Raw genomic sequence first — 23,675 nt, forward strand, 5'->3', positions numbered from 1 at the left:
AATGTGATCGGATGTCGACGCATTCGTCAATCGCACATTTAAGGAGTCCTCATGGCGGCAACGCTGCACGACGTTGCGAGGATCGCCGGGGTCTCTATCAAGACGGTCTCCAATGTCATCAACGACTACCCACACATCCGGCCGTCGACCAAGCAGCGCGTCGTTGAGGCGATTGCGGAACTCGACTATCAGCCCAACCTGTCGGCCCGCAGTTTGCGCTCCGGGCGCACGGGTGTGATCGGGCTCGCCGTGCCGGAGCTGTCGCTCAGCTACTTCGCGGAACTCGCGGACGCCGTGATCCGCTCCGCCGAGCGCCACCACATGACCGTGCTGATCGAACAGACCGGTGGCGACCGCCGACGGGAGATCGAGCTGCTCTCCAGCCCGCGCCGACAGATGACCGACGGCCTGCTCTTCAGCGCCCTCGGCATGGACAGCGACGACTCCGAGTACCTGCGGGTGGGCTATCCGCTCGTGCTGCTGGGTGAGCGCATCTTCGGTGGCCCGACGGATCACGTCACGATGCGCAACGTGGACGCCGCGAGGGCCGCGACCGAACACCTGATCAGTCAGGGGCGCCGGCGCATCGCCATTATTGGCGCGCACGAGGGGGAAATCATCGGATCGGCCGGTCTGCGTCTTCGGGGCTACCGCGAGGCACTTGAGGCTGCCGGCATCCCGTTCGACCCTGCCCTGGTCGGAAATACGACGCTGTGGCACCGATCGAACGGCGCGTCCGCGATGCGCGACCTCCTCGCGTCGGGGGTGCGATTCGATGCCGTCTTCGGGCTCAACGACACCCTGACCCTCGGCGCCATGCGGGTGATGCAGGAGGCAGGTCTGCGCATCCCGGAGGATGTCTCGACGATTGGCTTCGACGACCTCGACGAGGCCCAGTACAGCCTGCCGACCCTCTCCACCGTCGATCCCGGCCGGGAGGAGATTGCCGAGACCGCCGTGCGAATCCTGCTCGAACGCATCGCGGAGACGAACCCGGCCGCCCCGCCCCGGGAGGTGCTGGCCGATTTCCGCGTGGTTGAACGTGAGTCCACGGTGTCCCTCACCGCTTGACCGCCTGTACTCGGAGAAATCTCGGCAATTCGCTTGACAGCAAGCCTCTGGACTCGCAATGATAAATTTACAACGTTTACCTACAACGTTGTAAATTTGCCAGCAACGGCCCGCGCCCCCCGCTGGTGTCTCGGATTGACCGCACCAACTCCTGCACCACTCAGCCGCCTCGCGCGCTGATCACAGTACGAACAACGGTGTTCCACCACCGTGAGAGGAAACCAAAAAACATGAAGGTCAAGTTCATGGCCGCGATCGGCGTCATCGCCGTCGCCGCCGCCGCACTCACCGGATGCTCCGCCGATGGCGCCGCATCGAAGTCGAAGCCGGAAGCCTCCTGCACGAACAAGATCGTGAATAAGGAAGCACCCCAGGTCACGGTCTGGGCCTGGTACCCCGCGTTCGAAGAGGTCGTAGACGTGTTCAACACCAGCCACGACGACGTGCAGGTCTGCTGGACGAACGCCGGCCAGGGCAACGATGAATACACCAAGTTCTCCACCTCGATCGAGTCGAAGTCCGGCGCCCCGGACGTCATCATGCTTGAGTCCGAGGTGCTCTCGAGTTTTACCATCCGCGATGCCCTCGTCGACCTCACGGAATACGGCGCCAACGACGTGAAGGACAAGTACACCGAGGGCTCCTGGAAGGACGCGTCGAGCGGCGACGCCGTCTATGCCATCCCGGTCGACGGCGGCCCGATGGGAATGCTCTACCGACAGGATCTTTTCGACCAGTACGGTATTCCCGTTCCCACCACCTGGGCCGAGTTCGCGACCGCGGCGCAGGCCCTCAAGACCGCCGGCTCAGATGGCGTGCTCGTCAACTTCCCCACCAACGGCCGGGCCTTCAACCAGGCTCTCTTCGCCCAGGCCGGATCTGTGCCGTTCACCTACGACTCGACTAGCCCGATCGACATTGGCATCGCCGTTGACGACCAGGGATCGAAGGACGTGCTGAACTACTGGAACGACCTCGTACAGAAGGGTCTTGTCACAACCGACGACGCCTTCACCGCCGACTACAACACCAGCCTGGTCGACGGCACCTACGCCGTCTACCTCGCCGCGGCGTGGGGACCCGGCTATCTGCAGGGGCTCTCCGACGCCGACACGGGGGCCGTCTGGCGCGTCGCCCCGCTGCCGCAGTGGGACACGGCCAACCCTGTGCAGGTCAACTGGGGTGGTTCGACCTTCGCCGTGACCAGCCAGGCCACGGACAAGGAGCTCGCCGCCCAGGTAGCCATCGAGATCTTCGGCACAGACGAGGCGTGGAAGATCGGCGTCGAAAAGGGCGCACTGTTCCCCTCCTACACGCCGATGCTCGACTCCGAATACTTCGTCAACCTTGAGTACCCGTTCTTCGGTGGACAGCAGATCAACAAGGAGGTCTTCCTGACTGCGGCTGCCGGCTACGGCGGCGCGACGTTCAGCCCGTTCCAGAATTACGCCTACGACCAGCTCACCGAGGAGCTTTACTCCATGGTGCAGGGCGAACAGGACGGTTCGCAGGCGCTCGACGACCTGCAGGCCACCCTCGTGAAGTACGCCGCCGAGCAGGGGTTCACGGTCGCCAAGTAAGGCGGCTCACACCGCACCCGCTGTCGGCCGGTCGCACTGGCTGGCCGACAGCATCCCTCAGCCCATCTGGGCTTCGCTTGGAAAAAGGATGAATTCATGGCACTCACGCCTGCGGCCACCAAGGCGGCCCCGCCGCTGCCGGTTCGGAAGCCGCGAAGAAACAGCATCGATCTGATGGACCGCAAGCGCCAACGCTGGGGCTGGCTGTTCGTAGCCCCGTTCGGTATCGTCTTCCTCACCTTCCTGGTGGCACCGCTCGCTTACGCGTTCTGGATGAGCCTGCACACGAGCACCCTTGCCACCGGCACGACCTTCACCTGGTTCGCGAACTACGTGAAAGCCTTCACCGACCCGATCTTCCTCGGCGGACTCGGACGGGTCGGCCAGTTCGCGCTGATTATGATCCCCGCCCAGATGATCGTCGCCCTCGTGGCTGCGCTCGTGCTCGACAACCTCTCCACCGCCCTGTCGAAGTTTTCCCGACTGATGATCTTCGTGCCCTACGCCATCCCCGTCGTGATCGGGGCGTTGATGTGGGGCTTCCTCTACAGCCCCCGTTTCGGACCGGCCACCGATATCTTCGGCCTCGTCGGCCTCGCCGCGCCCGACTTCCTGTCCCAGGGCAGCATCTTCGCGAGCCTCGTCAACATCGTCACCTGGCAGTGGGCCGGCTACTACATGATCATCATCTACGCAGCCCTCCGCGGTATCGACCCGGCGATCTACGAAGCCGCCCGGCTGGACGGCGCGAATGGCCGGCAGATCGCCCTCCGAGTCAAGGTGCCGATGATCTCCTCCTCGATGGTGATGGTGCTGATCTTCTCCCTGATCGGCACCCTCCAGTTCTTCACCGAACCGCAGGTGCTGCGCGCCGTCGCCCAGGGTGCCATTCCTGTCTCCTACACACCGAACATGTACGCGTACTCGCTTGCCTTCTCCTACAGCCAGTTCAACTACGCCGCGGCGATCTCGTTCGCGCTCGGCATCGTGGTCTTCATCGGTTCCTATCTCTTCCTCTTCCTCACCCGCAAGCAGAGCGGACTCAAATAATGGCGATTCTCACGCCCCGGAGGGATGCCGCCGTGCAGCCCAGCCAGGTCGACTCAGGCTCCCTCGTACGCCGCCGTAACACCACGCGCGACGGTGGCAGACGGATTGGGTCGCACGTCCTGTTGCTCATCCTCGTGATCTACTTCATCACCCCGTTGTGGTGGCTCGCCGTGGCCGCGACCAAGGACACCGCTGGGCTCTTCAGTGGTACTGGTGGGCCGCTCTGGTTCGATCAGAACTTCAACCTGTGGAACAACATCGCGGGGCTGTTCGAACACCAGGGCGGCATCTACTGGCGCTGGTTGGGCAACTCATTCTTCTACGCGTTCACCGGCGGAATCGGCGCCACCATCCTCGCGGTGCTCGCCGGCTACGGCTTCGCGAAGTACCGGTTCCGCGGGCGCAACGCCTTCTTCTCGCTGCTGCTGGGCGCCGTGATGGTGCCCATGACGGCGCTTGTGATCCCGACCTTCGTGCTGCTGAGCAACTTCGGCCTGGTCAACACGATCTGGGCCGTCATCCTGCCCTCGCTGCTGAGTCCTTTCGGCGTCTACCTGATGAGGGTTTACACGCAGGATGCCATTCCGGATGAACTGCTCGACGCCGCCCGCGTTGACGGAGCCGGCGAACTGCGCACCTTCTTCCAGGTGGCGCTGCCGCTGCTGCGGCCCGCCATCGTCACGGTACTGCTGCTCTCGGTGGTCGGTACCTGGAATAACTTCTTCCTGCCGCTGGCCGTGCTCAGCGACCCAAACCTGTTGCCTGTGACTGTCGGACTCAACAACTGGCAGGCGCTGTCCAACGCCGGAGCCGGCGGCGAACAGGTCTGGAACCTGATCGTCACGGGGGCCTTCGTCTCGGTGCTCCCGCTCATCATCGCGTTCCTCTCCCTACAGAAGTACTGGCAGGGTGGCCTCTCGCTCGGCGCACTCAAGTAGGCGGCGGCCCGGGCCCCGGACATCCGTCATTCGCACTCTCCCACGTCTTGACCAGCACGAAGAAAGAAACACCATGTCTACCGCCAGCCTCACCCTCGACCCGCACTTCACGGTCGGAGCCATCAACCGCCGCCTGTTCGGATCGTTCGTCGAACACCTCGGCCGGTGCGTCTACGACGGCATCTATGAACCCGGGCACGCCTCGGCCGACGCGGAAGGATTCCGCGAAGACGTGATCGACCTCGTCAAGGAACTCGGCGTGTCGGCGATCCGCTACCCGGGCGGCAACTTCGTTTCCGGCTTCCGCTGGGAGGACAGCGTGGGCCCGCGGGCTGCGCGGCCGACCCGGCTCGACCTGGCCTGGCATTCCACCGAGACCAACCAGATCGGCCTGCATGAGTTCTCGTCGTGGCTGGAGAAGGTCGGCAGCGAGCTCATGCTCGCCGTCAACCTCGGTACCCGGGGTGTGGCGGAAGCGCTTGACCTGCTCGAATACGCCAACCTCGGCAACGGCACGGACCTCGCCGAACGTCGGATCGCCAACGGGAAGCGGGATGCTTTCGGCGTGAAGATGTGGTGCCTCGGTAACGAGATGGACGGCCCGTGGCAGCTCGGCCACCGCTCGGCCGACGACTACGGCAAGATCGCCTCCCGCGCCGCGAAGGGGATGCGCCAGCTCGACCCATCGGTCGAACTGGTGGTCTGCGGCTCCTCAAGCGCGCAGATGCCGACCTTCGGCGAGTGGGAACGCGTTGTGCTCGGCCACACCTATGACGACGTCGATTACATCTCTTGCCACGCCTACTACGAGGAGAAGAACGGCGACCTCGACTCCTTCCTGGCCTCCGGCGTCAACATGGACCGTTTCATCGAATCGGTCGTCGCGACCGCCGACCACGTGAAGGCCGTTCGGGGGAGCGACAAGACCATCAACATCTCCTTCGACGAGTGGAACGTCTGGTATATCGACCGGTTCGAGGGCGTCGACAAGATCACCGGAATCGACAATTGGCCGGTCGCGCCGCGCCTGCTAGAGGACTCCTATACGGTGGCGGATGCCGTGGTGTTCGGCAGCCTGCTGATCTCACTGCTCAAGCATGCCGACCGCGTGACGAGCGCGTCGCTCGCGCAGCTCGTCAACGTGATCGCTCCGATCATGACCGAGCCGAACGGGCCGGCCTGGCGGCAGACGACCTTCTTCCCGTTCGCGGTCACCTCGCGGCTCGCCACAGGGGTCGCCCTCGAGGTCAAGCTCGAGACAGAGCACTACGACACCGAGGTATACGGCACCGTGCCGCTCGTCGACGCGGTCGCGACCCACGACGCGGCGACCGGGGGGACATCCGTGTTCCTGGTGAACCGTTCGCAGATGGAGGACGCGACGATCACGATCGATGTCGCCGCGCTCGGGCCCGTGGGCATCGTCGAGGTGCAGACCCTAAGCGACGCGGATGTCTACGCCGCGAACACGCTCGAGGCCCGCGACCGCGTCGGCCTGGCCACCAACGCGTCGGCGCTGTGCGCGAACGGAGTGGTCACGCTCACTCTTCCGCCGGTCTCCTGGACGGCTCTCGAACTGCGGGCGGAGTGACCGAGTCGTCATGAGCGAAGAGGGTGTGATGGCTGCGGCGCCTTCAGGGGCCCAGTACGAAATCACCGGCCACGGCTACCGTGCCGTCGTGACGGGGACCGGAGCCACCCTGCGAGTGCTGCAGTATGACTCACGGGACCTGATCGTCAGCTTTGCGGAGGATCAGCCGATGGTGAACTTCCGCGGGGTGCTCGCCGCGCCCTGGCCCAACCGGATCGCCGACGGGCGGTACCACCTCGACGGGGTGACCCAACAGCTGCCGATCAACGAGCCCTCGCGCGAGTGCGCCCTGCACGGGCTCGTCTACGACCGTGCCTGGCGACTAGTGCACCACAGTGACAGCGAGGTGGTGCTGGGCCTCCGGCTACCCGTCGGCGACGGCTACCCGTTCCAGCTCGACCTCCTAGCCCGCTACTGGCTCTCACCGGTTGGGCTCACGACGTCAATCGAGGCCACGAACGCCGGCACCGGCACGGCTCCATACGGGGTCTGCCCGCACCCCTACCTGCGCGCAGGCGACTCGCCGCTGCACACCTGGCAGCTCAGCCTGCCAGCCGAGCGATACTTGCGGGTCACACCCGACCGGTTGTTGCCCGACGGCCTCGCCGACGTCGTCGACGGCCCGTTCGACTTCCGCCAGCCGTGCCCGATCGGCTCTGTGCAGATCGACCACGCCTTCACCGGGCTCGTGCGCGACTCCGACGGCGTTGCCACCGTCGAGCTGCGCGATACCGACGGCAGCGGCGTGGCCATGAGTTGGGGAACGGACTGCCCCTGGCTACAGATCCACACCGCGGACTTGCCGACGCCGGGGATGAACCGGCTCGGCCTGGCCGTCGAGCCGATGACCTGCGCGCCGGACGCCTTCAATTCCGGGACCGACCTCATCTGGCTGTCGCCGGGCGCGTCCCACCGGGCGAGCTGGGTCATCGCCGCCCTGGCGTAGCGGCGGTTGGCAGGGAGGATACCCAAGGACCGACGCTGAACACTGCTGCGGCACTGCGCGCCGTCTTAACCGGTTTCACGTCCGGAGCACAATCTTGACGACAATCCCCGATTCCAAGGAGTTATGACATGACAACTACCCCCTCACAGCGACTGTGCTATGCCGGCGTTTCCATCTGACTGGACGATCTCTCCCGCGGCCGCCTCCGGACTGGCAGCCTCCGGAAGCTGATTGAGCAGAAAACCGTTACCGGTGTCACCACCAACCCCAGCATCTTCCACGCCGCCATCACATCGGGTACGGAATATGACGCGGCTATCTCGCAGAAGGCAGCAACTGGCACCAGCGTCGAGGACACCGTCTTCGAGCTCAGCACGGAAGCCGTTGCCAACGCCTGCGACGTCTTCCCCACCATTTATGATTCGACGCATGGGGTCGACGGCCGGGTATCCATAGAGGCCGAACCCGACCTCGCGAGCTGCAAATACGCGAGCCGGGGAGTACGAACGAAAAAGCCCCGGCATGTATCGCCAAGGACAGACGAGCATGAGTACCGGGGCTAATCGTTGGAGTGGGGGGACTCCGAGCCATAACGGCACCCGCGTGTCGCCCGTTGATCATTCCGCCGCGCCTAGTGACGGTAAGTTCGTGGCTTGGTCGCGGGTTTCGCACCGGTCAGCTCCGGCGGACCCACTGTTGTTGTGATGGGTCCCAGGCCCCGTCCTCGATTTCGGCGCTCAGGGCTGGCAGCAGCATCGCGTTGACCAGGGAGAGCGCATCTTCATGGTCGAGGAAGTCGCTCTGGCCCTGACCCCGTCGAGTGGACACCTCACAAGAGAGAATGTTCACTTTGGCAAGATCACGTCGGGACTTCACCCCTGAGTACAAAGACGAGGCCGTGAAGCTGGTTTTAACCACCGGCAGGGCTGTCGCAACTGTCGCCCGCGAGCTCGGAGTCAACGAGGCCACTCTGGGCCGCTGGGTGAGCGCGTTCAAGGCTCGGAACGAGACTGGGCAGACCGAGGTGACGGGGTTTGAACGAGCCGAGTTGCTGCGGCTACGCAAGGAAAACGCGGACCTGAAGATGGACAGGGCGTTCTTGAAAAAAGCGTCCATCTTCTTCGCCCAGGAAGCATCGGATACGAGCGTCTTGCGTTCGAACTGACGCTGGCGCAGAAGACCAACTTCACCATCATCCGCATGGTCCGCCTCCTCGAGGTATCCCGCTCGGGCTACTACGCCTGGATCGGCCGGCCGCCATCGCCGGCGTCGATTCGCCGGGTGCACATCGAGCAGAAAGTCTCCTTCTTCCACGGCGATTCCGACGAGGTCTACGGCGCCCCCGGGATCCTGGCCGATCTACGTGCTGACGGGGAGATCATCTCCCGCAAAACCGTCGCCGCGACCATGCGCCGCCTGGGATTGGCGGGCATCTGTCCGAAGAAGTGGAAGACGACCACCATCATCGACGCTCACAGCCGCCGCGTCATCGGGTGGGCCATCGCGGACCACATGCGCACCGACCTCATCCAGGATGCCTCACGATGGCCATGGTTCTGCGCGGGGACCGCCCGGCGACGGTGATCGTCCACTCGGACCGTGGCACCCAGGGCGTCGGAACAGATCACTCTCTTCGCGGCCAAGAACGGCATCACCCGGTCGATGGGATACACCGGGATCTGCTGCGGCAACGCCATGGCCGAGAGCTTCTTCGCGACCCTGAAAACCGAGTTCTACTACCGCCGGGTTTGGCCCACCCGAGCCCGCGCGATCCGCGGCGACGCGGACTGGATCGAGGACCGCTACAACCGCCGCCGCCGGCACTCCTCGATCGGGCACGTCACGCCAGTGGACTTCGAAATGCAATACTCGTCACAGGCCGCAGAGATTCAACTCGCCGCTTAACCCGTGTCCACTCTCCGGGGTCAAGGCCATGTGTGGCTCGACCCTACTTCGTGAAAGTTGAGATCACACGCAAAGCCTGAACGACCCTTGTTGCCGCGCATCATCACCGCAATGATGGATTTATGGCAGATAAGCAGAACGATGTCGATGAGATCTGGGATGACTGGAAAGACGCGGTCACGATGACCGCCAGTGAGATCAAATCGTGGCTCGACACGGACGAATCCAAGGAGGTCGGACAAAAAATCGATGGCAGCGGAGAGTCCATCGGGCACAAGTCCGGTCGCAGGATCGTGACAATTCTTGGAACGAAGAAAGCCGATCTGACTGCGTCCGATGTCGAACACATGCATAAGGTGGTCAGCTACGTGAAGCGGCACAGGGCACAGGGACCGGATTCTGATATCGAGCACTCACGATGGCGATACTCGCTGATGAACTGGGGAAATGATCCACTGAAGAAGGTATGACGTAATAGAAAGGTGCGGAGTTCACCAAGCGCGCCGCTGCAGGAGCGCCTGTTTCATCATGGGGCAGGTTCGGGAGGTGCGACGATTTCGGTGAATCCGGCTCGGTGGAACATGAAAACGGGGTTCCGACAAATCTCACAAGCAGCGTTTTGGCGCACCTGTATATAGGCGTGTTCAGCGCCGACGCAGCGTGGTTCGTCCTGTGCGTCGTGGCGTTTGGGACTGCCCCGCCGACGCAACGATCGCTGAAAAGGGTCTCGCACGAGCGACCACCGCACCGATCCCCCGGAAGCTGGTCAGCGTCCCCGCCTGGATCTCCTCCTCCCCGCGGCGCACTACGCTGCACCTGCCCGAGCACTGGCACTGTGAGAAACCCTGGACGGCCCTGTTCGACCAGAACTTTCGCCCACGACAACCCGCCTAATCGGACCAACCAACCAACCAGCCAGCATCGGCATCAACTGGAGTGCCAGGTATCACCCCGGGCCGCGAGACCCAGACCTCACCCGCACTTGAATCTCCCCAAGCCCGCCAAACCGAAATCAGGACTCGCTCAGGGGCACACCGGTGGATTGAGGCTAGGAGTCAGCGGCCCCCACGCCCGATAGACCTCAGAGCCGCGTTCACGCCGAGGGCTGTCCGGGCGCGGGCGCGGGGTGCAGGTGCTGCGTGTTCACGGGCTTCAAGTTCGACCACGTCTGCCTTCTATCGCATTTGCGCGGCGCAGATCCAACTTGTCACGCTTGCGGAGCTCCTGATCACAACGGCGCACGACGTAGAAAACCAAGCTGACGACCATCAAAACAACAACGATCACGGCGACGATCCACAACACATCGGCGGTATCCATTCGTGTTCCGCCCTTGGTAACGCAGGCGTTGGCGGTCTAGATGGCTTTCCTGAAAATGCGCTTCGCATGCTAGCCCCCCGGGTGCACTCCCCGCAGGTGTGTACATACGAGTTGATGCATATGATCATTGCGGAAACGAAAGGAATGAAAACTTGAGCGGCACTGACAAATTCAAGAATGACGGAGAAAAAGTCATCGGTATGGCTAAAGAAGCGGCGGGTGATGCCACGGACAACGACAAACTCCAAGCCGAAGGCAGGGCCGATCAAACAAAAGCCGACCTGAAGCAGGCCGGCGAAGACATCAAAGACGCCTTTCGAGGTTGATCATCATCGCGTCCGAACGGCAGCGCCAGGACCGAGAGACTCCTCGGAGGATCGCGCGGCGCGCCGTCACGCTTATCGTTCGCCGCTACCGACAAAACTCGGAGATTAGAGGATCAGCATGAATGGCAATGGCAGCACCCAGAATGAACCGATTGAGGCCCAGCACTCTCAATCGGATGACTACAAGGTCGCGGGGATTCTCGCACAGGAGGAGGCAGACCTCGCTGGCCACAGCAAGCCCCAAGTTCTCGACGCGTTGCGTGAACGATTCGCAAATACTGGTTACACCCTGAGCGAGGCAGCTCTCCAGGACCATGCACGTCGTATTGCCGGACTGCACCCGAATGATTTCTCAAGCAAGTGACCGTGACTAAGTAGCGGCACGCGGCGGCAAATTTTTTTGGATGCCAATAGGAGCCAGCGAAACCAGGCGGCGATGCAAATGTCTCGTTAACTCAGGACGCGGCCAGTATTTGACTTGAGCGACACTCCGAAGTGCGCTTCGACGCTGCCCGTATTCCCCGGGTGAGCCCACCTTCGTTTCTCTGCCCCGTCGCAGCTATGGCCTGGAGAATCTTGGCCCGGCGTCATCTTGAACTTGAAATGGTACCCACCGGACCTGCCTCTCGCTCGCGCCACTGCGAGCCCGGTAACGGTGTGCTCCGAAATGAGTGGTCGCTCCGATTCGGCCAGGCCGCGAAGATCCCGAATACGATCTTTCCGGGGTGACGTCCGTCTGATCTGACCGGTGTGTACCCGGCGCCTACGACTCGGTCAATGGCAGTGACGGGGACGAAATTATCGAACTTACATGCGACGTTGTCCTCATCACTGATGTGCTGATGAGCCATCCGGGGACCGGGACTCATCCGAGCAGAGTGGTATCCGTTTCTCGGGCCAGGCACTCGGTCTGAGCGTGAAACTCGGCGTGGTGTTCCGCTGTCCTAATAATGATGGACCAAGGCGACCCGTCCAGTCCCGACAACTTCGTCGCATTTTGCCAGACGTACAGCCACAGGCCGAGCATGGCCTCGTCGACCGCGGCCGGGGTCTTTAGATGGTGGTTGCAGATCGCAAACGTCGTGACGCTCAAGTGGTCGTAGATCAGGCCGAACGCGGCCTGATTACCGGAAGCCATGCTGAGCATCAGCGTCTGCTGATCAGATGCCTCAGACTTCGGCGTCACTGCACTGGTCCGCTTCGATAGCTCGCGTCCGTTGACATTGTTCTGCACATAGGATCTCCACTGCTGAAATGCCGAGGCTCGTGACATGTGGTGAAACTTGATTATGACCAAGTGATCTACGTGCGATACAGGTTGAGGTCATCGCGACACTAGCACTCGCTGCCGGTCTGGGGCTGTCTCCTGAACGGTTGAGTCGTGATTCGAGAAGATATCAGTGCCGGACACCGACGCCTCACCGGAATTTACAACGCCGGTGGAAGCGAACACGGACTTTCCACATTTCTGCTGACTACCGCAGAAGTCGCAGGCCATATTGGCCAACTCCTCTCGGCCGACGACGACTGGCCGATCAGTGGCCTCACCCAGCCTCACCCAAGAGGAAGTGGTCCTCCTCCTCGGCGAAATCAGCGGTTGGGGAGCCTACGATGCACGGCTATTGGTCATGCCACCGGACGCCTCGGTTCCGAACACCGTAAGGGGTTCGGCTACCGTATCTCTGCCAGCGCGGGGCTGCGAAGGGGGTTCAACCGACTTACGGTCCAGATGACGGCGGCGAAAATGACGGTGGCAACAGCGATAGCAAGGGCATAGAGCGCGACGATGCCGTATCCCTGTGCCGGGTTCAAGAAGGGGTAAGGCACCCATCCGTCGGTTGCCCCGCGGAGGAGCACGACCATGATCCACACGATGGGGTAGATGAGGGCAATCCATAGTTCGTTCCATCGGAGTGGGCTGCGGTCGTTGAAGATCAGCCAATCGAGGGCTGCGTAGAGGGGCAGGACGACGTGCAGCACGGTGTTGGCCCAGGCCAGAGAGACGCCTCCTTCGAGCCCGGCGAGCAGCAAGTTGTAAACGAATCCGGTGATAACTATGTAGGTTGTGGCACACCCGCGCGCTAATACCAAACGTAGGGATTGGTGTCTCCCGGAGAAGGAAACGAAGGCGGAGACTGCCAGCACAATGACCACAATGATGTTGCTCTGCATCGTGAAAAACCCAAAAAAGTTGAAGGGGTTGATCGTGGCGTGGGTGGCTGTGTCGAAGAATGTCGACACGATCGCCGCTATGCCGAGGAGCACGATGGTCAGGCGAAGTGAAGGAGCAAGGAGTTTCATATTTCGTCTCTGATCGGTGGTGCGGGTGCTGTGCACCTCTGTGTCAAGAATCCTAAGGGCTGCGACTTACACGGCAGATGCCAGTGCTGGGGAACTGATGCCCCTGAATTTGATTTCACGGCCCGGGGTGCATGCGCGAAGGATCGATGGGGCCATTAGCTCCCAGGCCTTTCGGTCGCTGGCGCACGAGCCACGACCGCGGTTCCCTGCGGGACCTGGACGGGTCGGCCAGGCATTCGCCCGGCTCGCGCGGCGTGACTATGTCAGTCGCGAAGCAGCGCATCGCAGCGAACGCATCCGAGAGCGCGCTGCTCCTTTTCCTGCCCAAGGGCGCAGTGGTGTTGACCATGACGCGGACAGCGTTTGAGAACTCCGGCCGTGCAGGCGAGTTCGGGCAGCACTGCTACGCGCCCGACTTCTATAGCTTCGAAAACACCCTCGTCGACAAATGATCGGGCACCTGGCCCGGAATCTCAGGGGTGCAACAACCTAAGTATCGAGACTGTCGCTGCGGTGCGTCCCGCTAGAATTCCACGCCTTAGGCGGCATCAACGCGGGCACGATCCTGGCGGTTGTGCCCTTGCGGCGGTAGAGGTGTCCTTGCTCAGGGTCGCCGTCCATGACGCTGGCGTCGGCTTGAATGATGGCGTGCCAGAGGGCCTTGAACCGGGCGACTTCTCCCGGGTGGAGCCACCAATGGGCGCACCACGGTATGGGTTTAGTTCCGACGACCTCGACAGTGGCGAGGTGGCTGGTGAGCCAGTCGAGGAACATTTGGCGGACGTCGACCATGGCCTCGTCAATGCTCGGTCGAGTCGCAGTCGTCGTGCTCCGCCATGTGCTGCCAAGTTGATCATGTAGTGGTTTGGGTCGGCGTTTATCTGCACGGCACGCGCGGCCGCGTCGGGCGTAAACGACCCCAGTTTGGCGCGCTCACGAGGCACTCAGCCGAACTGCACGCCGCGCTGCACCAGGAACGGCTGCGGGTCGACGGCGGTGCCGTCCGTTCGCACCTCGAAGTGCAGGTGGCAGCCGGTGGAGGCCCCGGTGCTGCCGACGCTCGCGATGACCTGCCCGGCGATGACCGTCTCGCCGACGCTCACGAGGGTCTGGCCTTCGGCAAGATGCGCGTAGCCGGTGGCGATACCGTTGCTGTGGTTGATCAGGATCCAGTTGCCGTAGGTACCCAGAGGTGCTGCCGTGGCCACGACCCCCGCGCTCGCCGCATAGACGGCCGCCCCGCACGCCGTGCCGATGTCGGTGCCGCCGTGGAAGTCGTTCACCTCAGGCAGCGGTTTATCGTGCCGGGGACCGAAGGCATCCGTCAGGGAGCCGACCGCCGGCGCGGCCCAGCCCGCACTGCTCGGCTGGCCTCGGAGCCGGCCGCCGAAGTCGTCGGTGCCGGCCGCGGGAACCAGGTTGGGCAGCGGTGTCAGAACCAGGGCGACCGGCGTGCTCGCCGCGAGATCGGCCACCTTAGCGGAGGCCGCATCGAGCTCCTGCTGGGCGCCCTCCATAGCGAGGCGGGTGTCGGCGAGCGGGATGGCCTCGATCGCTGCCCGAAGTGCGGCGTCCTGGTCCTGCAGCGCATTCTCACGTTTCGTGTCGGCGTCGACCTGGGCCTGCACCTCTTCGAGGCTGTTCGTGAGCCGGTCCAGGCTTTCGAGCGTGGCGAGCCGGGTGAGCAAATCATTACCGTCGCTGCTGCCCGCGAGCAGCACGTCCACGGCCTCGGGCCCCGATCGCTGCAGGGTGGCGCGAACGAGCGTCGCCAGCGCCCGCCGGGATGCCTCGGCCCTGGCGGCGGCGTCGGCGCCGTGGTCGCGCACCAGATCGGCCTGAACGACAGTGGCGTCATAGTCGGCCTTTGCCCCGGCGTAGGCCAGTTTCGCTGCGTCGTAGGCGGCCTGAGTGGCGGCGGCGGCCGTTCGGGCGTCTGCTGCTGCTGCCCGGGCGGCGGATGCCTGGGCCTCGGCCGTGCGGGCGGCCGCGGCCGCTTGCTGGGCTGAGAAGGCGGCGGCCTGCGCTACTTCTACTGCTGCTGCAGCTCGATCGGCTGAGGCGGATCCGGCATCCGCGGTCAGCTCTGCCGGTGCCGGTGCCGGTACCTGTGCAGTCGGCTCGGCGGACGGTTCAGGCTTCGTGGGTGCGGACGGCTCTTCGCCGGACGCTGGGGGAGTGGTGGGTGTTGGTGTTGGTGTCGGGGTCGGCTCACCCGTCGGCTCCGTGGTGGGGGCTGGAGCCGGTGCCGGTTCGAGCGTGGGGGTAGGGGTGATTGTTGGTTTGGGCTCGGGCTCGGGCTCGGGCTCGGGGACGGGTGTCGGGGTGAGCGTCGGCACCGAGGAAGAAGTCGGCGCATTGATGGGGCAGGGCGCGGCGACCGAGTCGACCGGATCCGCGGCCGGCGGGGCATTCGTCGAGAGGAGCGTGGGACATGTCTCAGGGACAGCGGGCACCGCGGCAGCCGGATCCTCCGTTGCAGCAATAGGGGCGTCGTCGGCGAGGGACCGTGTGGGTGTCCCGAAAATCGCGAGGGCGACGATGACGGCGGCGGCGAGCGGCGTCGCCAGGTACCGCGGCGGGACCGGGGGCAGGGAAAGGCGGAGACGAGATCGGGGGGAGAGGTTCATGAGTCTCCGCAGTTCACTGTTTCAGGGCATCGATTCAGGGTATCGACGGGCAATCCCGGGGCGGTTGCAACGGGTTAGCGGGTCACATCATGACATGGGCCCGAGGGGCCGACAAGCGATTGACGCAGCCCGGATGCCGTGCTGCCCTGCGACGCCTGCGGGGCCTCAGGCCAGCGGCCCGACCACGCCCGCCGCGGCATCCCGCACCGCGCCCGACGCCACGAGGCCCACGATCGCCTCGATCTCGGGGGAGAGAAACCGGTCGTGGCCGGGGCCGTCGGCCACCGTGCGTACGAGGGCCCGCACCGCGCCGGTGGCCGCGCCGGGAGTGAGCGGCGCGCGCAGGTCGAGCGACCGCGACGCCGTCATCACCTCGATCGCGAGCACCCGGCCGAGGCCGTCGATCGAGTGCCGCAGCTTGCGGGCGGCCGCCCAGCCCATCGACACATGGTCCTCCTGCATGGCCGACGACGGGATCGAGTCGACGGATGCCGGCACCGCCAGCCGCTTCAAAACCGACACGATCCCGGCGGCGGTGTACTGGGCGATCATCAGCCCCGAGTCGACGCCGACCTCGTGCGCCAGGAACGGCGGCAGTCCCTTGTTGCGGTTCGCGTCGAGGTGGCGGTCGGTGCGCCGCTCACTCATGCTCGCGACGTCCGCGGCGGCGATCGCGAGGAAGTCGAGCACGTAGCCCACCGGGGCGCCGTGGAAGTTGCCGTTGGACTGCACCCGGCCGTCAAGGGTGACCACGGGATTGTCAACCGCGCTGGCCAACTCGCGGCCGGCGATCAGGGCGGCGTGGTCCATCGTGTCCCGGGCGGCGCCGTGCACCTGCGGGGCGCAGCGGATGGAGTAGGCGTCCTGCACGGTGGGGTCGTCGGGACCGGAGTGGCTGGCGAGCAGCGGGGAACCGGCCAGCAGCGCGCGCAGATTGGCCGCGCTCGTGGCCTGGCCGAGCTGGGGGCGGAGGGCCTGCAGGTCGGCGGCGAAGGCGGCATCCGTGCCGAGGAGGGCCTCGACACTCATGGCCGCAGCGATGTCGGCGGTCGTGAGCAGGCGGGACAGGTCGGCGAGGGCGAGCACGAGCATCCCGAGCATGCCGTCGGTGCCGTTGATCAGGGCGAGCCCCTCCTTCTCGGCCAGCACGACCGGGGTGATGCCGGCCGCGGCCAGGGCCAGACCGCCGTCCATCAGGGTGCCGGACGCATCCCGCACCAGCCCCTCGCCCATCACCGCGAGCGCGCAGTGCGCGAGCGGTGCGAGGTCGCCCGAGCAGCCGAGCGAGCCGTATTCGTGTACGACGGGGGTGATCCCGGCGTTGAGCAGGGCCGCGTAGGTCTCGGCGACCACGGGCCGCACGCCGGTGCGCCCGGTCATCAGAGTCGACAGGCGTAGCAGCATCAGCGCGCGCACGACCTCGCGCTCGACTTCGGGACCGCTGCCCGCGGCGTGCGAGCGCACCAGGCTCGCCTGCAGCTGGGCGCGGCGGTCGCTCTCGATGAACGTCGTCGCAAGAGCCCCGAAGCCGGTAGAAATCCCGTAGTGCGGGTGCACGTCCTGCGCGAGTCCCTCGATGATGCGGCGGGTCGAGGCGACGCCCTCACGCGCCGCCGCGGGCAGCAGGACGGGCGCATCGTGGCGGGCCACCGCGGTGACGTCGGCGAACGAGATCGGGCCGGTACCCACGGTGACGGATGCGCTAGCGAGGTTCATACTCCGATTCGACACCAGCCGGACCGCCTGCACGACGGGATTAGAGTGGATGCTGTCCGGGATACCGGACATTCAGCGGTGCCGTTCACGCACACCGTTCACGGGAGGCAGGCGCATGACCCCGTCGAAGGTTCCGGCGGCGCAAAGCACGCTGCGCATCCTCTCCCATCTGGCCACGCAGCGTGGCCCGGTGCCGGCGTCCCAGATCGCCACGGCCCTCGGCCTGCCCCGCTCGAGCGTTTACGACCTGCTCGCGGTGCTCGCCGATCAGGGCTTCGTGGTGCACCTGCCCGAGGAACAGCGATACGGCCTCGGCCTGGCCGCCTTCGAGCTGAGCTCGGGCTTCTCCCGGCAGCAGCCCCTCTCACACCTTGGCCGTCCGCTCGTCGCTGCGCTGGTCGACCGGCTCGGTGAGAGCGCCCACCTCGTCGTGCTGCACGGGCGCGACGTGATCTACCTCGTCGAGGAGCGCGCCCCCCGTCGCCCGTCGCTGGTGACGGATGTCGGCGTGCGCCTCCCGAGCCACCTCACCGCGAGCGGGCGTGCGCTCCTCGCCGCGCTGCCGGCAGCCCAGCTGCGGGCGCTGTACCCCAACGCCGCCGCCTTCGCCACGCGCCACGGCCGGGGACCACGCACCACGGCGGAGCTGCGCACCCTGCTTGAACAGGTGCGCCGAGACGGGTATGCCCTGGAGGACGGGGAGATCACGGAGGGGATGGCATCCGTCGCCGTGGCCGTGCGCGACCACGCGGGCTGGCCCGCCGCGGGCATCGCCGTCACCTTCCCACGCGAGCGCATCGCCGAGGTGGACTGGCCGGCGCTCGCCGCGCAGCTCGGCGGCACCGCCGCGCAGCTCTCCCGGCGCATCCGCGGCACGTAGCCCTGCGGCGCATGTGTTGCCTGCCCTCGGCTCCCCGCCTCCGCGCTGCCTGCCGTGGCTCGCGGCCTCCACAACGCTCGCGGCGCACCCTGTGGAGGCGGGCGCACGTTAGAACATGTGCCCGCTTCCCTACCCTGCGCCGCGAGGACGCGCCGCATCGCCGGCCCGCCGCCGCCAGACGGCCTCGCGGCTACTCACCGAGCGTCGTGTGCAGGAAGGCAGCTACCTTCTCGCGCATGGTTGCGTCGAGGATGCCGATCGAGTGCAGCGTTCCCGGCACCGTCACGAGCTCGTGGGCGACGCCCGAGCGTTCGAGTGCCGCCGCATACCCGGTGGCCTGCGACAGCGGAATGTACTCGTCGGTCGACGAGCCGAGGAATACGGGCGGATCGCTGCGGTCAAGGGTGCTCGCCGGCGACGCGGCTGTGGCATTGGCGCAGTCGCGCAGGGTTTCGCAGCCGACGTAGTCGCGCACAATGTTCTGCAGCCCCGCGGGGGCCCGGCCCGTGACGAGCGCCTTGTGGCTGAGGTCGAGCGGCGCGGAGAGTTCGGCGACCGCGGCGACCCGGGCCCCCGTGGTCAGCGACCCGGAACCGCGGGTGCCGAGCAGTGCGGCGAGGTTGCCGCCGGCCGAGCCGCCGAACACGCCGATCCGGTCCGGGTCGATGCCGTGGGTCTGCGCATTGACGGGGTCGCGGACCCACTCCACGGCCAGGGCGACGTCGTCGAGCGCGGCGGGGAACACGGCATCCGGTACCATCCGGTAGTTCACCGAGTAGGCGACGAATCCCTCGGAGGCGAGCCAGGCGCAGACTGCGCGCCAGTCGCTGTTGCCCTTGTCGCCTCGAGCCCAACTGCCGCCGTGGATGGAGATGACGGCCGGACGCAGCGCGGCCGCCGCGTCCTCCGAGGACAGCACGACCGGCGGCGCCGCCTCGAGGGTCGTTTCCGCAGCGGGGGTGATCGCCGGCGAGCACACGTCGAGAGTGAGCACGGCACCGTCGGCCTGGGTGCCGTACTCAACATTTTCGTCGACCGTGATGCCACCTGGCCGCTCGAACGTTCGGATGCCGACGACCTGGGTCGTGACGAGCTCGCTGCGCTGGTCGCCGGGTTCGTCGGGCGTCACGGAATACAGCTGGGGGCGGAAGCCGCCGAGGAGGGCCGTCGCAGCCACGGCGATGCTCACCGCTCCGGCAATCGTCAGAAAACGCATGCGATGCGAGCCGAATCGGGGATGGCGTGGGCCGGTGTTCACGTGTGCTCCGAGCTGCGGGTAGTGCATCGAGACTAATTCGTTTCTCGCGCCGCACCGAATCCCGTCCGGGAACGGGGCGGGGCGTCCTCGCCTGGATTAGCGCGTCGGCGTCGGGCCCGGGGCGGCGTTGGCCTCGTCGGCCTGGTCGCCCTCGTCGGCCTCCGGCAGGATATGCGGCCGAAGGGCGGTGAGAATGCGGGTGACGTCCATCGCGACCGTCGCCGCGACCCCCAGCGACATCACCGGGGCAGAGTTTCGCCGCTCGTCCAGCTCGGTCATCAGGTCCGTCAGAGCGGCACCCGCCTCGGCGAATGCCGCCTGCTCGTCATCATCCGTGTCCCAGTCCCGCAGCACGGCGGCCGCGGCGTGTAAGGTCCGGCCGAGCGCCGGCCGCAACTCGGGGTGCAACTCGAGCTGGACCGGCTGACCCCAGACCGCCGCGGCCAGCACCTCCGTCAAGTCGCGCACGTGGAAGGTCACGTCCTCAAGGGCCGACAGCTCGTCGTAGTCCGAGCGAAGATCCCGCTGATGCACGCGGGCGCGCGGGTTGCCCTTGCGGCTGTCATCGGCGTGACTGACCGCCACGCGCACCGCGCGGCCGACCGCCACGAGCTCCTGACTGCGGAAGGCCCAACCGTCCCGTTCAGGCGGCCAGCTGTCGGCCAGGGCGTCGGCCACCTCCGAGAGCTGGTCGGCCAGGGTGCGGCGAAAGCGGATCAGCTGCTGGCCGACGGCTTCGAAGGCCAACGGCGGAAAGAAGAGGAGGTTCACGGCGAGGCCGATCGCGATTCCCAGCGTCATCTGCACCAGATACCCGATGGAATAACCGTCGGCATTCGGCCCGCCGACGATCAGCACGAACAGCGCCGTCACCGGAATGTACTCCCGGCTGGCGCCGAACCAGCCGGTGGCCGAGATCGCGGCGCCGACGCCGACCGCGAGCGAGATGGTGAGAACGTTCGGCTCGCTCAGAACGATGACCGCCCCCGCGAGCAGGATTCCGACGGTGAGGCCGCCCAGGGTCTGCAGGGCGTTCCGCACCGAACTCATCAGCGTCGGGTACATGCTCACTAGCGCGCCCAGCGGGGCGTAGTAGGGGTAGTCATCCGCCACACCAGGCAGCAACGGCGCGATCGACCAGGCGATGGCGACGGCGATGGCGGCCTTGACCGCCTGCACGATTCTCGGGCTGGTCGCGGCCACTCCCAGCCAGGACACCGTCCTCCGTGCGCGATGCACACTCACCTGCGCCAAAGTGCCGGCGGCTGCCCGATCCCGGGTCATGGCAGGGTTCCCGGGATCGTCTTGGCAAAGCAGACGCTGAAGGCTTCGCCCACGTACTGACCGAATAGGGGAACCTCCCGGTAGCCGACGCTCCGATAGAAGGAGAGCGCGGCATAGCTCTCCGGTCCGGTCTCCAGCACGATTTCTCGGATGCCGCGGGCCGCGGCATCCGTCTCGATCCCCGCCAGCAGGCGGGCGGCCACGCCGCGGCCCCGGGCGTCGGGGTGCACGAACATGCGCTTCAGCTCCGCCGCGCTGGTCGTACCGGCCCCACCCACCAGCGCGGCGATCCCCAGGGCGCGGGCCGTCGCATCCCGCACGACGTACACGGCGACACCCGGCTGCTCGAGCTCGTCGACGTCGAGCAGAAAGTTGCTCTCCGGTGGGTACAGTGAGTGGGCGTAATCGCCGCTCAGTCGCAGCAACTCGGCGATCTCCGGCTGCCGCGGGGACTCAATGTTGATGGTCGTCAGCATGTGAACAGAGTAAGCGGTGAAGGTGATCCGTGACATTGCGGCATCGATCAGGTAACGTAGACAGGTCGGCTCTTGACACCGTGTGTTTTTTTGTGTGCGCGGATGGGTTTGTAAGTCAGGATGGGCCGGTTTTCCAGTAATCCGCTGGTGAAAAATCACTGTATGTGAACGGCCCCGGCCATAGACTGCCCGGGTTCTCAGGTTGCGTCGCGTGTGCGGCGTTGTTCTGCCATGTACCCAATACAACCCAGGAACATTCTTCATGCCTAAGAACTTCGATCCCAAGTACTCCGCCAAGGGTGGACCGTCCAAGGGCGGCAGCAAGAGCCCCGGACACCGCGGCCACAACGCCGCCGAGGGTGCACCCAAGAAAGCCCGGTGGAACGCCGGCGAGCGGGCCGACCGTGCCGCCGGCCGCCCCGCAGGCAATGACCGGTCGGCCTACGGTAACGGCCGCCCTGCCGGCAACGACCGCCCGGCCTACGGCCAGCGCTCCGAGCGCCCCGCCTACGGCGACCGCCCGAACCGCAGCGACCGTCCCTCTTCTGGTGGCGCCCCGCGCGGAGACCGCCCCTCGTACAACAGCGACCGTCCCCGCAGCGACCGTCCCGCGTACAACACTGACCGTCCGTCCTACGGCGACCGTGCCCCGCGTACGGATCGTCCGGCGTACAACAACGACCGTCCGCGCACTGACCGTCCGTCCTACGGCGATCGCGCCCCGCGTACGGATCGTCCGGCGTATACCAACGACCGTCCGTCTTACGGCGACCGTGCCCCGCGTACGGATCGTCCGGCGTACAACAACGACCGTCCGCGCACGGACCGTCCGTCCTACGGCAACGACCGACCCTCTTACGGCGACCGAGCCCCGCGCACGGATCGTCCGGCGTACAACAACGACCGTTCGCGCACGGACCGTCCGTCCTACGGCAACGACCGACCCTCCTACGGCGATCGTGCCCCGCGTACGGATCGTCCGGCGTACAACAACAACGACCGTTCGTCCTACGGCGACCGTCCGGCCCGCACCGAGCGTGGCGGCTACGACCGTTCCGAGCGTTCGAACTCCGACCGTCCGGCGCGTCCGGCCCGCTCGGCGTCCGATGGCGGCCACTCCAGCAACTTCTACCCCGACCGCGACACCAAGGCGCACTTCGCCGCTGGTGACGACGTCGTGCTTGAGCGCCTCGAAGCCATCGCGACGACGGCTGCCGAAGTCGTCGGCGTGACCTTCGGCGACCTGGGCCTCGGTGAGAACATCGTGCGCGAGCTCGCCACCCTCGGTGCCGCAGCGCCGTTCCCGATCCAGGCCGCGACCATCCCGGACGTACTCGCCGGGCGCGACGTGCTCGGCCGTGGCAAGACCGGTTCCGGCAAGACCATTGCCTTCGGCGCTCCCCTCGTGGAGAAGCTGCTGGAGAACAACGGCGCCAAGGACCGCAAGATGGCCCGCAAGCCCCGCGCGCTCATTCTGGCCCCGACCCGTGAGCTGGCCCTGCAGATCGACCGCACCATCCAGCCCATCGCCCGCAGCGTCGGCCTCTTCACCACCCAGATCTACGGCGGCGTTCCGCAGTACCGCCAGGTCAGCGCCCTCCAGCGCGGCGTGGACATCATCATCGGCACCGCCGGTCGCATCGAAGACCTCATCGAGCAGGGTCGCCTCGACCTCAGCGAGGTCGTCGTCACCGTCCTTGACGAGGCCGACTACATGTGCGACCTGGGCTTTCTCGAGCCGGTTCAGCGCATCCTGCGTCAGACCAAGAAGGGCGGCCAGAAGCTGCTCTTCTCGGCCACCCTCGACAAGGGCGTCGCCTCGCTGGTCAAGGAATTCCTGGTCAACCCGGCCGTGCACGAGGTTGCCGGCGAAGATCAGGCCTCCTCCACCATCGACCACCGTGTGCTCGTCATCGAGCACCGCGACAAGAGCGCCATCATCGGCCAGCTCGTCGACCGCCAGGGCAAGACGCTGATCTTCTCGCGCACCCGTGCCTACGCCGAACAGCTCGCCGAGCAGCTCGAAGACGCCGGCGTGAAGGCCACGAGCCTGCACGGCGACCTGAACCAGGCTCGCCGCACCCGCAACCTGCAGATGCTGACCAGCGGTCGCGTCAACGTGCTGGTGGCAACGGATGTCGCGGCTCGCGGCATCCACGTGGACGACATCGACCTGGTCATCCAGGCCGACGCTCCCGACGAGTACAAGACCTACCTGCACCGCTCCGGTCGTACCGGGCGCGCCGGCAAGTCCGGTACCGTCGTCACGCTCATCCCGAAGCAGCGTCGCCGCCGCATGGATGAGCTGCTGGGCCGCGCCGAGATCGAGGCCTCCTTCACGAACGCGGCCCCCGGCGACACGTCGGTGCGCGACCTCGCCGGAATGTAGTCGGCAGCAACTCC

General features: G+C 65.8%; 25 protein-coding genes and 2 pseudogenes. 16 read left to right on the forward strand and 11 right to left on the reverse strand.

Annotated elements, in window-relative coordinates:
• Positions 1-51: 51 nt before the first annotated feature.
• The 7 genes and pseudogenes from E3N94_RS10200 to E3N94_RS10230 form a co-directional block, all read left to right on the forward strand.
• Complete coding sequence (locus tag E3N94_RS10200; RefSeq protein ID WP_134415594.1) at positions 52-1,071, forward strand: LacI family DNA-binding transcriptional regulator; 1,020 nt, start codon at positions 52-54, stop codon at positions 1,069-1,071.
• 230 nt (positions 1,072-1,301) lie between these two features.
• Positions 1,302-2,651 carry an extracellular solute-binding protein gene (locus E3N94_RS10205; protein ID WP_104102630.1) on the forward strand — a complete coding sequence of 450 codons (1,350 nt, stop codon included), beginning with the start codon at positions 1,302-1,304 and terminating at the stop codon, positions 2,649-2,651.
• A 96-nt stretch (positions 2,652-2,747) separates the two neighbouring features.
• Entirely contained in the window at positions 2,748-3,701 is a 954-nt protein-coding gene (locus E3N94_RS10210) for a sugar ABC transporter permease (protein ID WP_233191503.1), read from the forward strand.
• Positions 3,701-4,639: a carbohydrate ABC transporter permease gene (locus tag E3N94_RS10215; RefSeq protein WP_134419722.1), complete on the forward strand. Its 939-nt coding sequence runs from the start codon at positions 3,701-3,703 to the stop codon at positions 4,637-4,639. Before E3N94_RS10210 ends, E3N94_RS10215 begins: the two co-directional genes overlap by 1 nt.
• 73 nt (positions 4,640-4,712) lie before the next feature.
• A complete protein-coding gene (locus tag E3N94_RS10220) occupies positions 4,713-6,230 on the forward strand; it encodes an alpha-N-arabinofuranosidase (RefSeq protein ID WP_134570184.1) in 1,518 nt (505 codons plus the stop codon).
• A gap of 10 nt (positions 6,231-6,240) precedes the next feature.
• Positions 6,241-7,176, forward strand: coding sequence for an aldose 1-epimerase family protein (locus E3N94_RS10225; protein WP_233191502.1), 936 nt, complete (start codon positions 6,241-6,243; stop codon positions 7,174-7,176).
• Between the two features lie 179 nt (positions 7,177-7,355).
• Positions 7,356-7,649 (forward strand): annotated as a pseudogene (locus E3N94_RS10230) (transaldolase family protein); the annotation flags it as partial.
• 202 nt (positions 7,650-7,851) lie between these two features.
• Here E3N94_RS10230 and E3N94_RS16570 read toward each other — a convergent pair.
• Positions 7,852-8,004, reverse strand: a complete 153-nt coding sequence (locus E3N94_RS16570) for a hypothetical protein (RefSeq protein WP_166790094.1) — start codon at positions 8,002-8,004, stop codon at positions 7,852-7,854.
• 13 nt (positions 8,005-8,017) lie between these two features.
• Here E3N94_RS16570 and E3N94_RS10235 point away from each other — a divergent pair, with 13 nt between their 5' ends.
• The 4 genes from E3N94_RS10235 to E3N94_RS10250 all read left to right on the forward strand — a co-directional run bounded on the left by E3N94_RS10235 (position 8,018) and on the right by E3N94_RS10250 (position 9,551).
• Positions 8,018-8,341, forward strand: a complete 324-nt coding sequence (locus E3N94_RS10235) for a transposase (RefSeq protein ID WP_134401821.1) — start codon at positions 8,018-8,020, stop codon at positions 8,339-8,341.
• 35 nt (positions 8,342-8,376) lie between these two features.
• A complete protein-coding gene (locus E3N94_RS10240) occupies positions 8,377-8,760 on the forward strand; it encodes an IS3 family transposase (RefSeq protein WP_134570185.1) in 384 nt (127 codons plus the stop codon).
• A gap of 15 nt (positions 8,761-8,775) precedes the next feature.
• Positions 8,776-9,081, forward strand: a complete 306-nt coding sequence (locus E3N94_RS10245; protein ID WP_134570186.1) for an integrase core domain-containing protein — start codon at positions 8,776-8,778, stop codon at positions 9,079-9,081.
• A 122-nt stretch (positions 9,082-9,203) separates the two neighbouring features.
• Entirely contained in the window at positions 9,204-9,551 is a 348-nt protein-coding gene (locus tag E3N94_RS10250) for a DUF3140 domain-containing protein (RefSeq protein WP_104102610.1), read from the forward strand.
• A 682-nt stretch (positions 9,552-10,233) separates the two neighbouring features.
• Here E3N94_RS10250 and E3N94_RS16575 read toward each other — a convergent pair.
• Positions 10,234-10,401 (reverse strand): hypothetical protein, encoded by a 168-nt coding sequence (locus tag E3N94_RS16575; RefSeq protein WP_158250303.1) that lies wholly within the window; start codon positions 10,399-10,401, stop codon positions 10,234-10,236.
• A 152-nt stretch (positions 10,402-10,553) separates the two neighbouring features.
• Between E3N94_RS16575 and E3N94_RS10255 the strand changes: the two genes are divergently transcribed.
• On the forward strand, positions 10,554-10,727 hold the full coding sequence (locus E3N94_RS10255) for a CsbD family protein (protein ID WP_134415597.1): 174 nt from the start codon (positions 10,554-10,556) through the stop codon (positions 10,725-10,727).
• A gap of 118 nt (positions 10,728-10,845) precedes the next feature.
• Complete coding sequence (locus E3N94_RS10260; protein ID WP_134570187.1) at positions 10,846-11,091, forward strand: hypothetical protein; 246 nt, start codon at positions 10,846-10,848, stop codon at positions 11,089-11,091.
• Positions 11,092-11,336: 245 nt separating this feature from the next.
• Here E3N94_RS10260 and E3N94_RS17210 read toward each other — a convergent pair.
• The 3 genes and pseudogenes from E3N94_RS17210 to E3N94_RS10275 all read right to left on the reverse strand — a co-directional run.
• A pseudogene (locus E3N94_RS17210) lies at positions 11,337-11,449 on the reverse strand (recombinase family protein); the annotation flags it as partial.
• A gap of 143 nt (positions 11,450-11,592) precedes the next feature.
• A complete protein-coding gene (locus tag E3N94_RS10270) occupies positions 11,593-11,865 on the reverse strand; it encodes a hypothetical protein (protein ID WP_134419716.1) in 273 nt (90 codons plus the stop codon).
• A 533-nt stretch (positions 11,866-12,398) separates the two neighbouring features.
• Positions 12,399-13,028, reverse strand: a complete 630-nt coding sequence (locus E3N94_RS10275; RefSeq protein WP_104102598.1) for a Pr6Pr family membrane protein — start codon at positions 13,026-13,028, stop codon at positions 12,399-12,401.
• A 260-nt stretch (positions 13,029-13,288) separates the two neighbouring features.
• Between E3N94_RS10275 and E3N94_RS10280 the strand changes: the two genes are divergently transcribed.
• Entirely contained in the window at positions 13,289-13,480 is a 192-nt protein-coding gene (locus E3N94_RS10280; RefSeq protein ID WP_104102596.1) for a hypothetical protein, read from the forward strand.
• Between the two features lie 37 nt (positions 13,481-13,517).
• On the opposite strand, the gene E3N94_RS10285 is transcribed toward E3N94_RS10280, so the two are convergent.
• From E3N94_RS10285 to hutH, 3 genes are all read right to left on the reverse strand, one after another.
• A complete protein-coding gene (locus E3N94_RS10285; protein ID WP_104102593.1) occupies positions 13,518-13,820 on the reverse strand; it encodes a DUF4913 domain-containing protein in 303 nt (100 codons plus the stop codon).
• A 152-nt stretch (positions 13,821-13,972) separates the two neighbouring features.
• Positions 13,973-15,658 (reverse strand): M23 family metallopeptidase, encoded by a 1,686-nt coding sequence (locus tag E3N94_RS10290; RefSeq protein WP_134570188.1) that lies wholly within the window; start codon positions 15,656-15,658, stop codon positions 13,973-13,975.
• Between the two features lie 165 nt (positions 15,659-15,823).
• Positions 15,824-17,374, reverse strand: a complete 1,551-nt coding sequence (gene hutH / locus E3N94_RS10295; RefSeq protein ID WP_104102589.1) for a histidine ammonia-lyase — start codon at positions 17,372-17,374, stop codon at positions 15,824-15,826.
• A 115-nt stretch (positions 17,375-17,489) separates the two neighbouring features.
• Here hutH and E3N94_RS10300 point away from each other — a divergent pair, with 115 nt between their 5' ends.
• Entirely contained in the window at positions 17,490-18,254 is a 765-nt protein-coding gene (locus tag E3N94_RS10300; protein ID WP_104102587.1) for an IclR family transcriptional regulator, read from the forward strand.
• Between the two features lie 190 nt (positions 18,255-18,444).
• On the opposite strand, the gene E3N94_RS10305 is transcribed toward E3N94_RS10300, so the two are convergent.
• The 3 genes from E3N94_RS10305 to E3N94_RS10315 all read right to left on the reverse strand — a co-directional run bounded on the left by E3N94_RS10305 (position 18,445) and on the right by E3N94_RS10315 (position 21,272).
• Positions 18,445-19,470: an alpha/beta hydrolase gene (locus E3N94_RS10305; protein WP_166790095.1), complete on the reverse strand. Its 1,026-nt coding sequence runs from the start codon at positions 19,468-19,470 to the stop codon at positions 18,445-18,447.
• Between the two features lie 138 nt (positions 19,471-19,608).
• Positions 19,609-20,730, reverse strand: coding sequence for an FUSC family protein (locus tag E3N94_RS10310; protein ID WP_134570190.1), 1,122 nt, complete (start codon positions 20,728-20,730; stop codon positions 19,609-19,611).
• 62 nt (positions 20,731-20,792) lie between these two features.
• Positions 20,793-21,272: a GNAT family N-acetyltransferase gene (locus tag E3N94_RS10315; RefSeq protein WP_134419702.1), complete on the reverse strand. Its 480-nt coding sequence runs from the start codon at positions 21,270-21,272 to the stop codon at positions 20,793-20,795.
• Between the two features lie 262 nt (positions 21,273-21,534).
• Between E3N94_RS10315 and E3N94_RS10320 the strand changes: the two genes are divergently transcribed.
• Positions 21,535-23,661, forward strand: a complete 2,127-nt coding sequence (locus E3N94_RS10320) for a DEAD/DEAH box helicase (protein WP_134419700.1) — start codon at positions 21,535-21,537, stop codon at positions 23,659-23,661.
• The last annotated feature ends 14 nt before the right edge of the window (positions 23,662-23,675 follow it).

Source organism: Cryobacterium sp. Sr3, from assembly GCF_004402835.1.
GTDB lineage: Bacteria > Actinomycetota > Actinomycetes > Actinomycetales > Microbacteriaceae > Cryobacterium > Cryobacterium sandaracinum.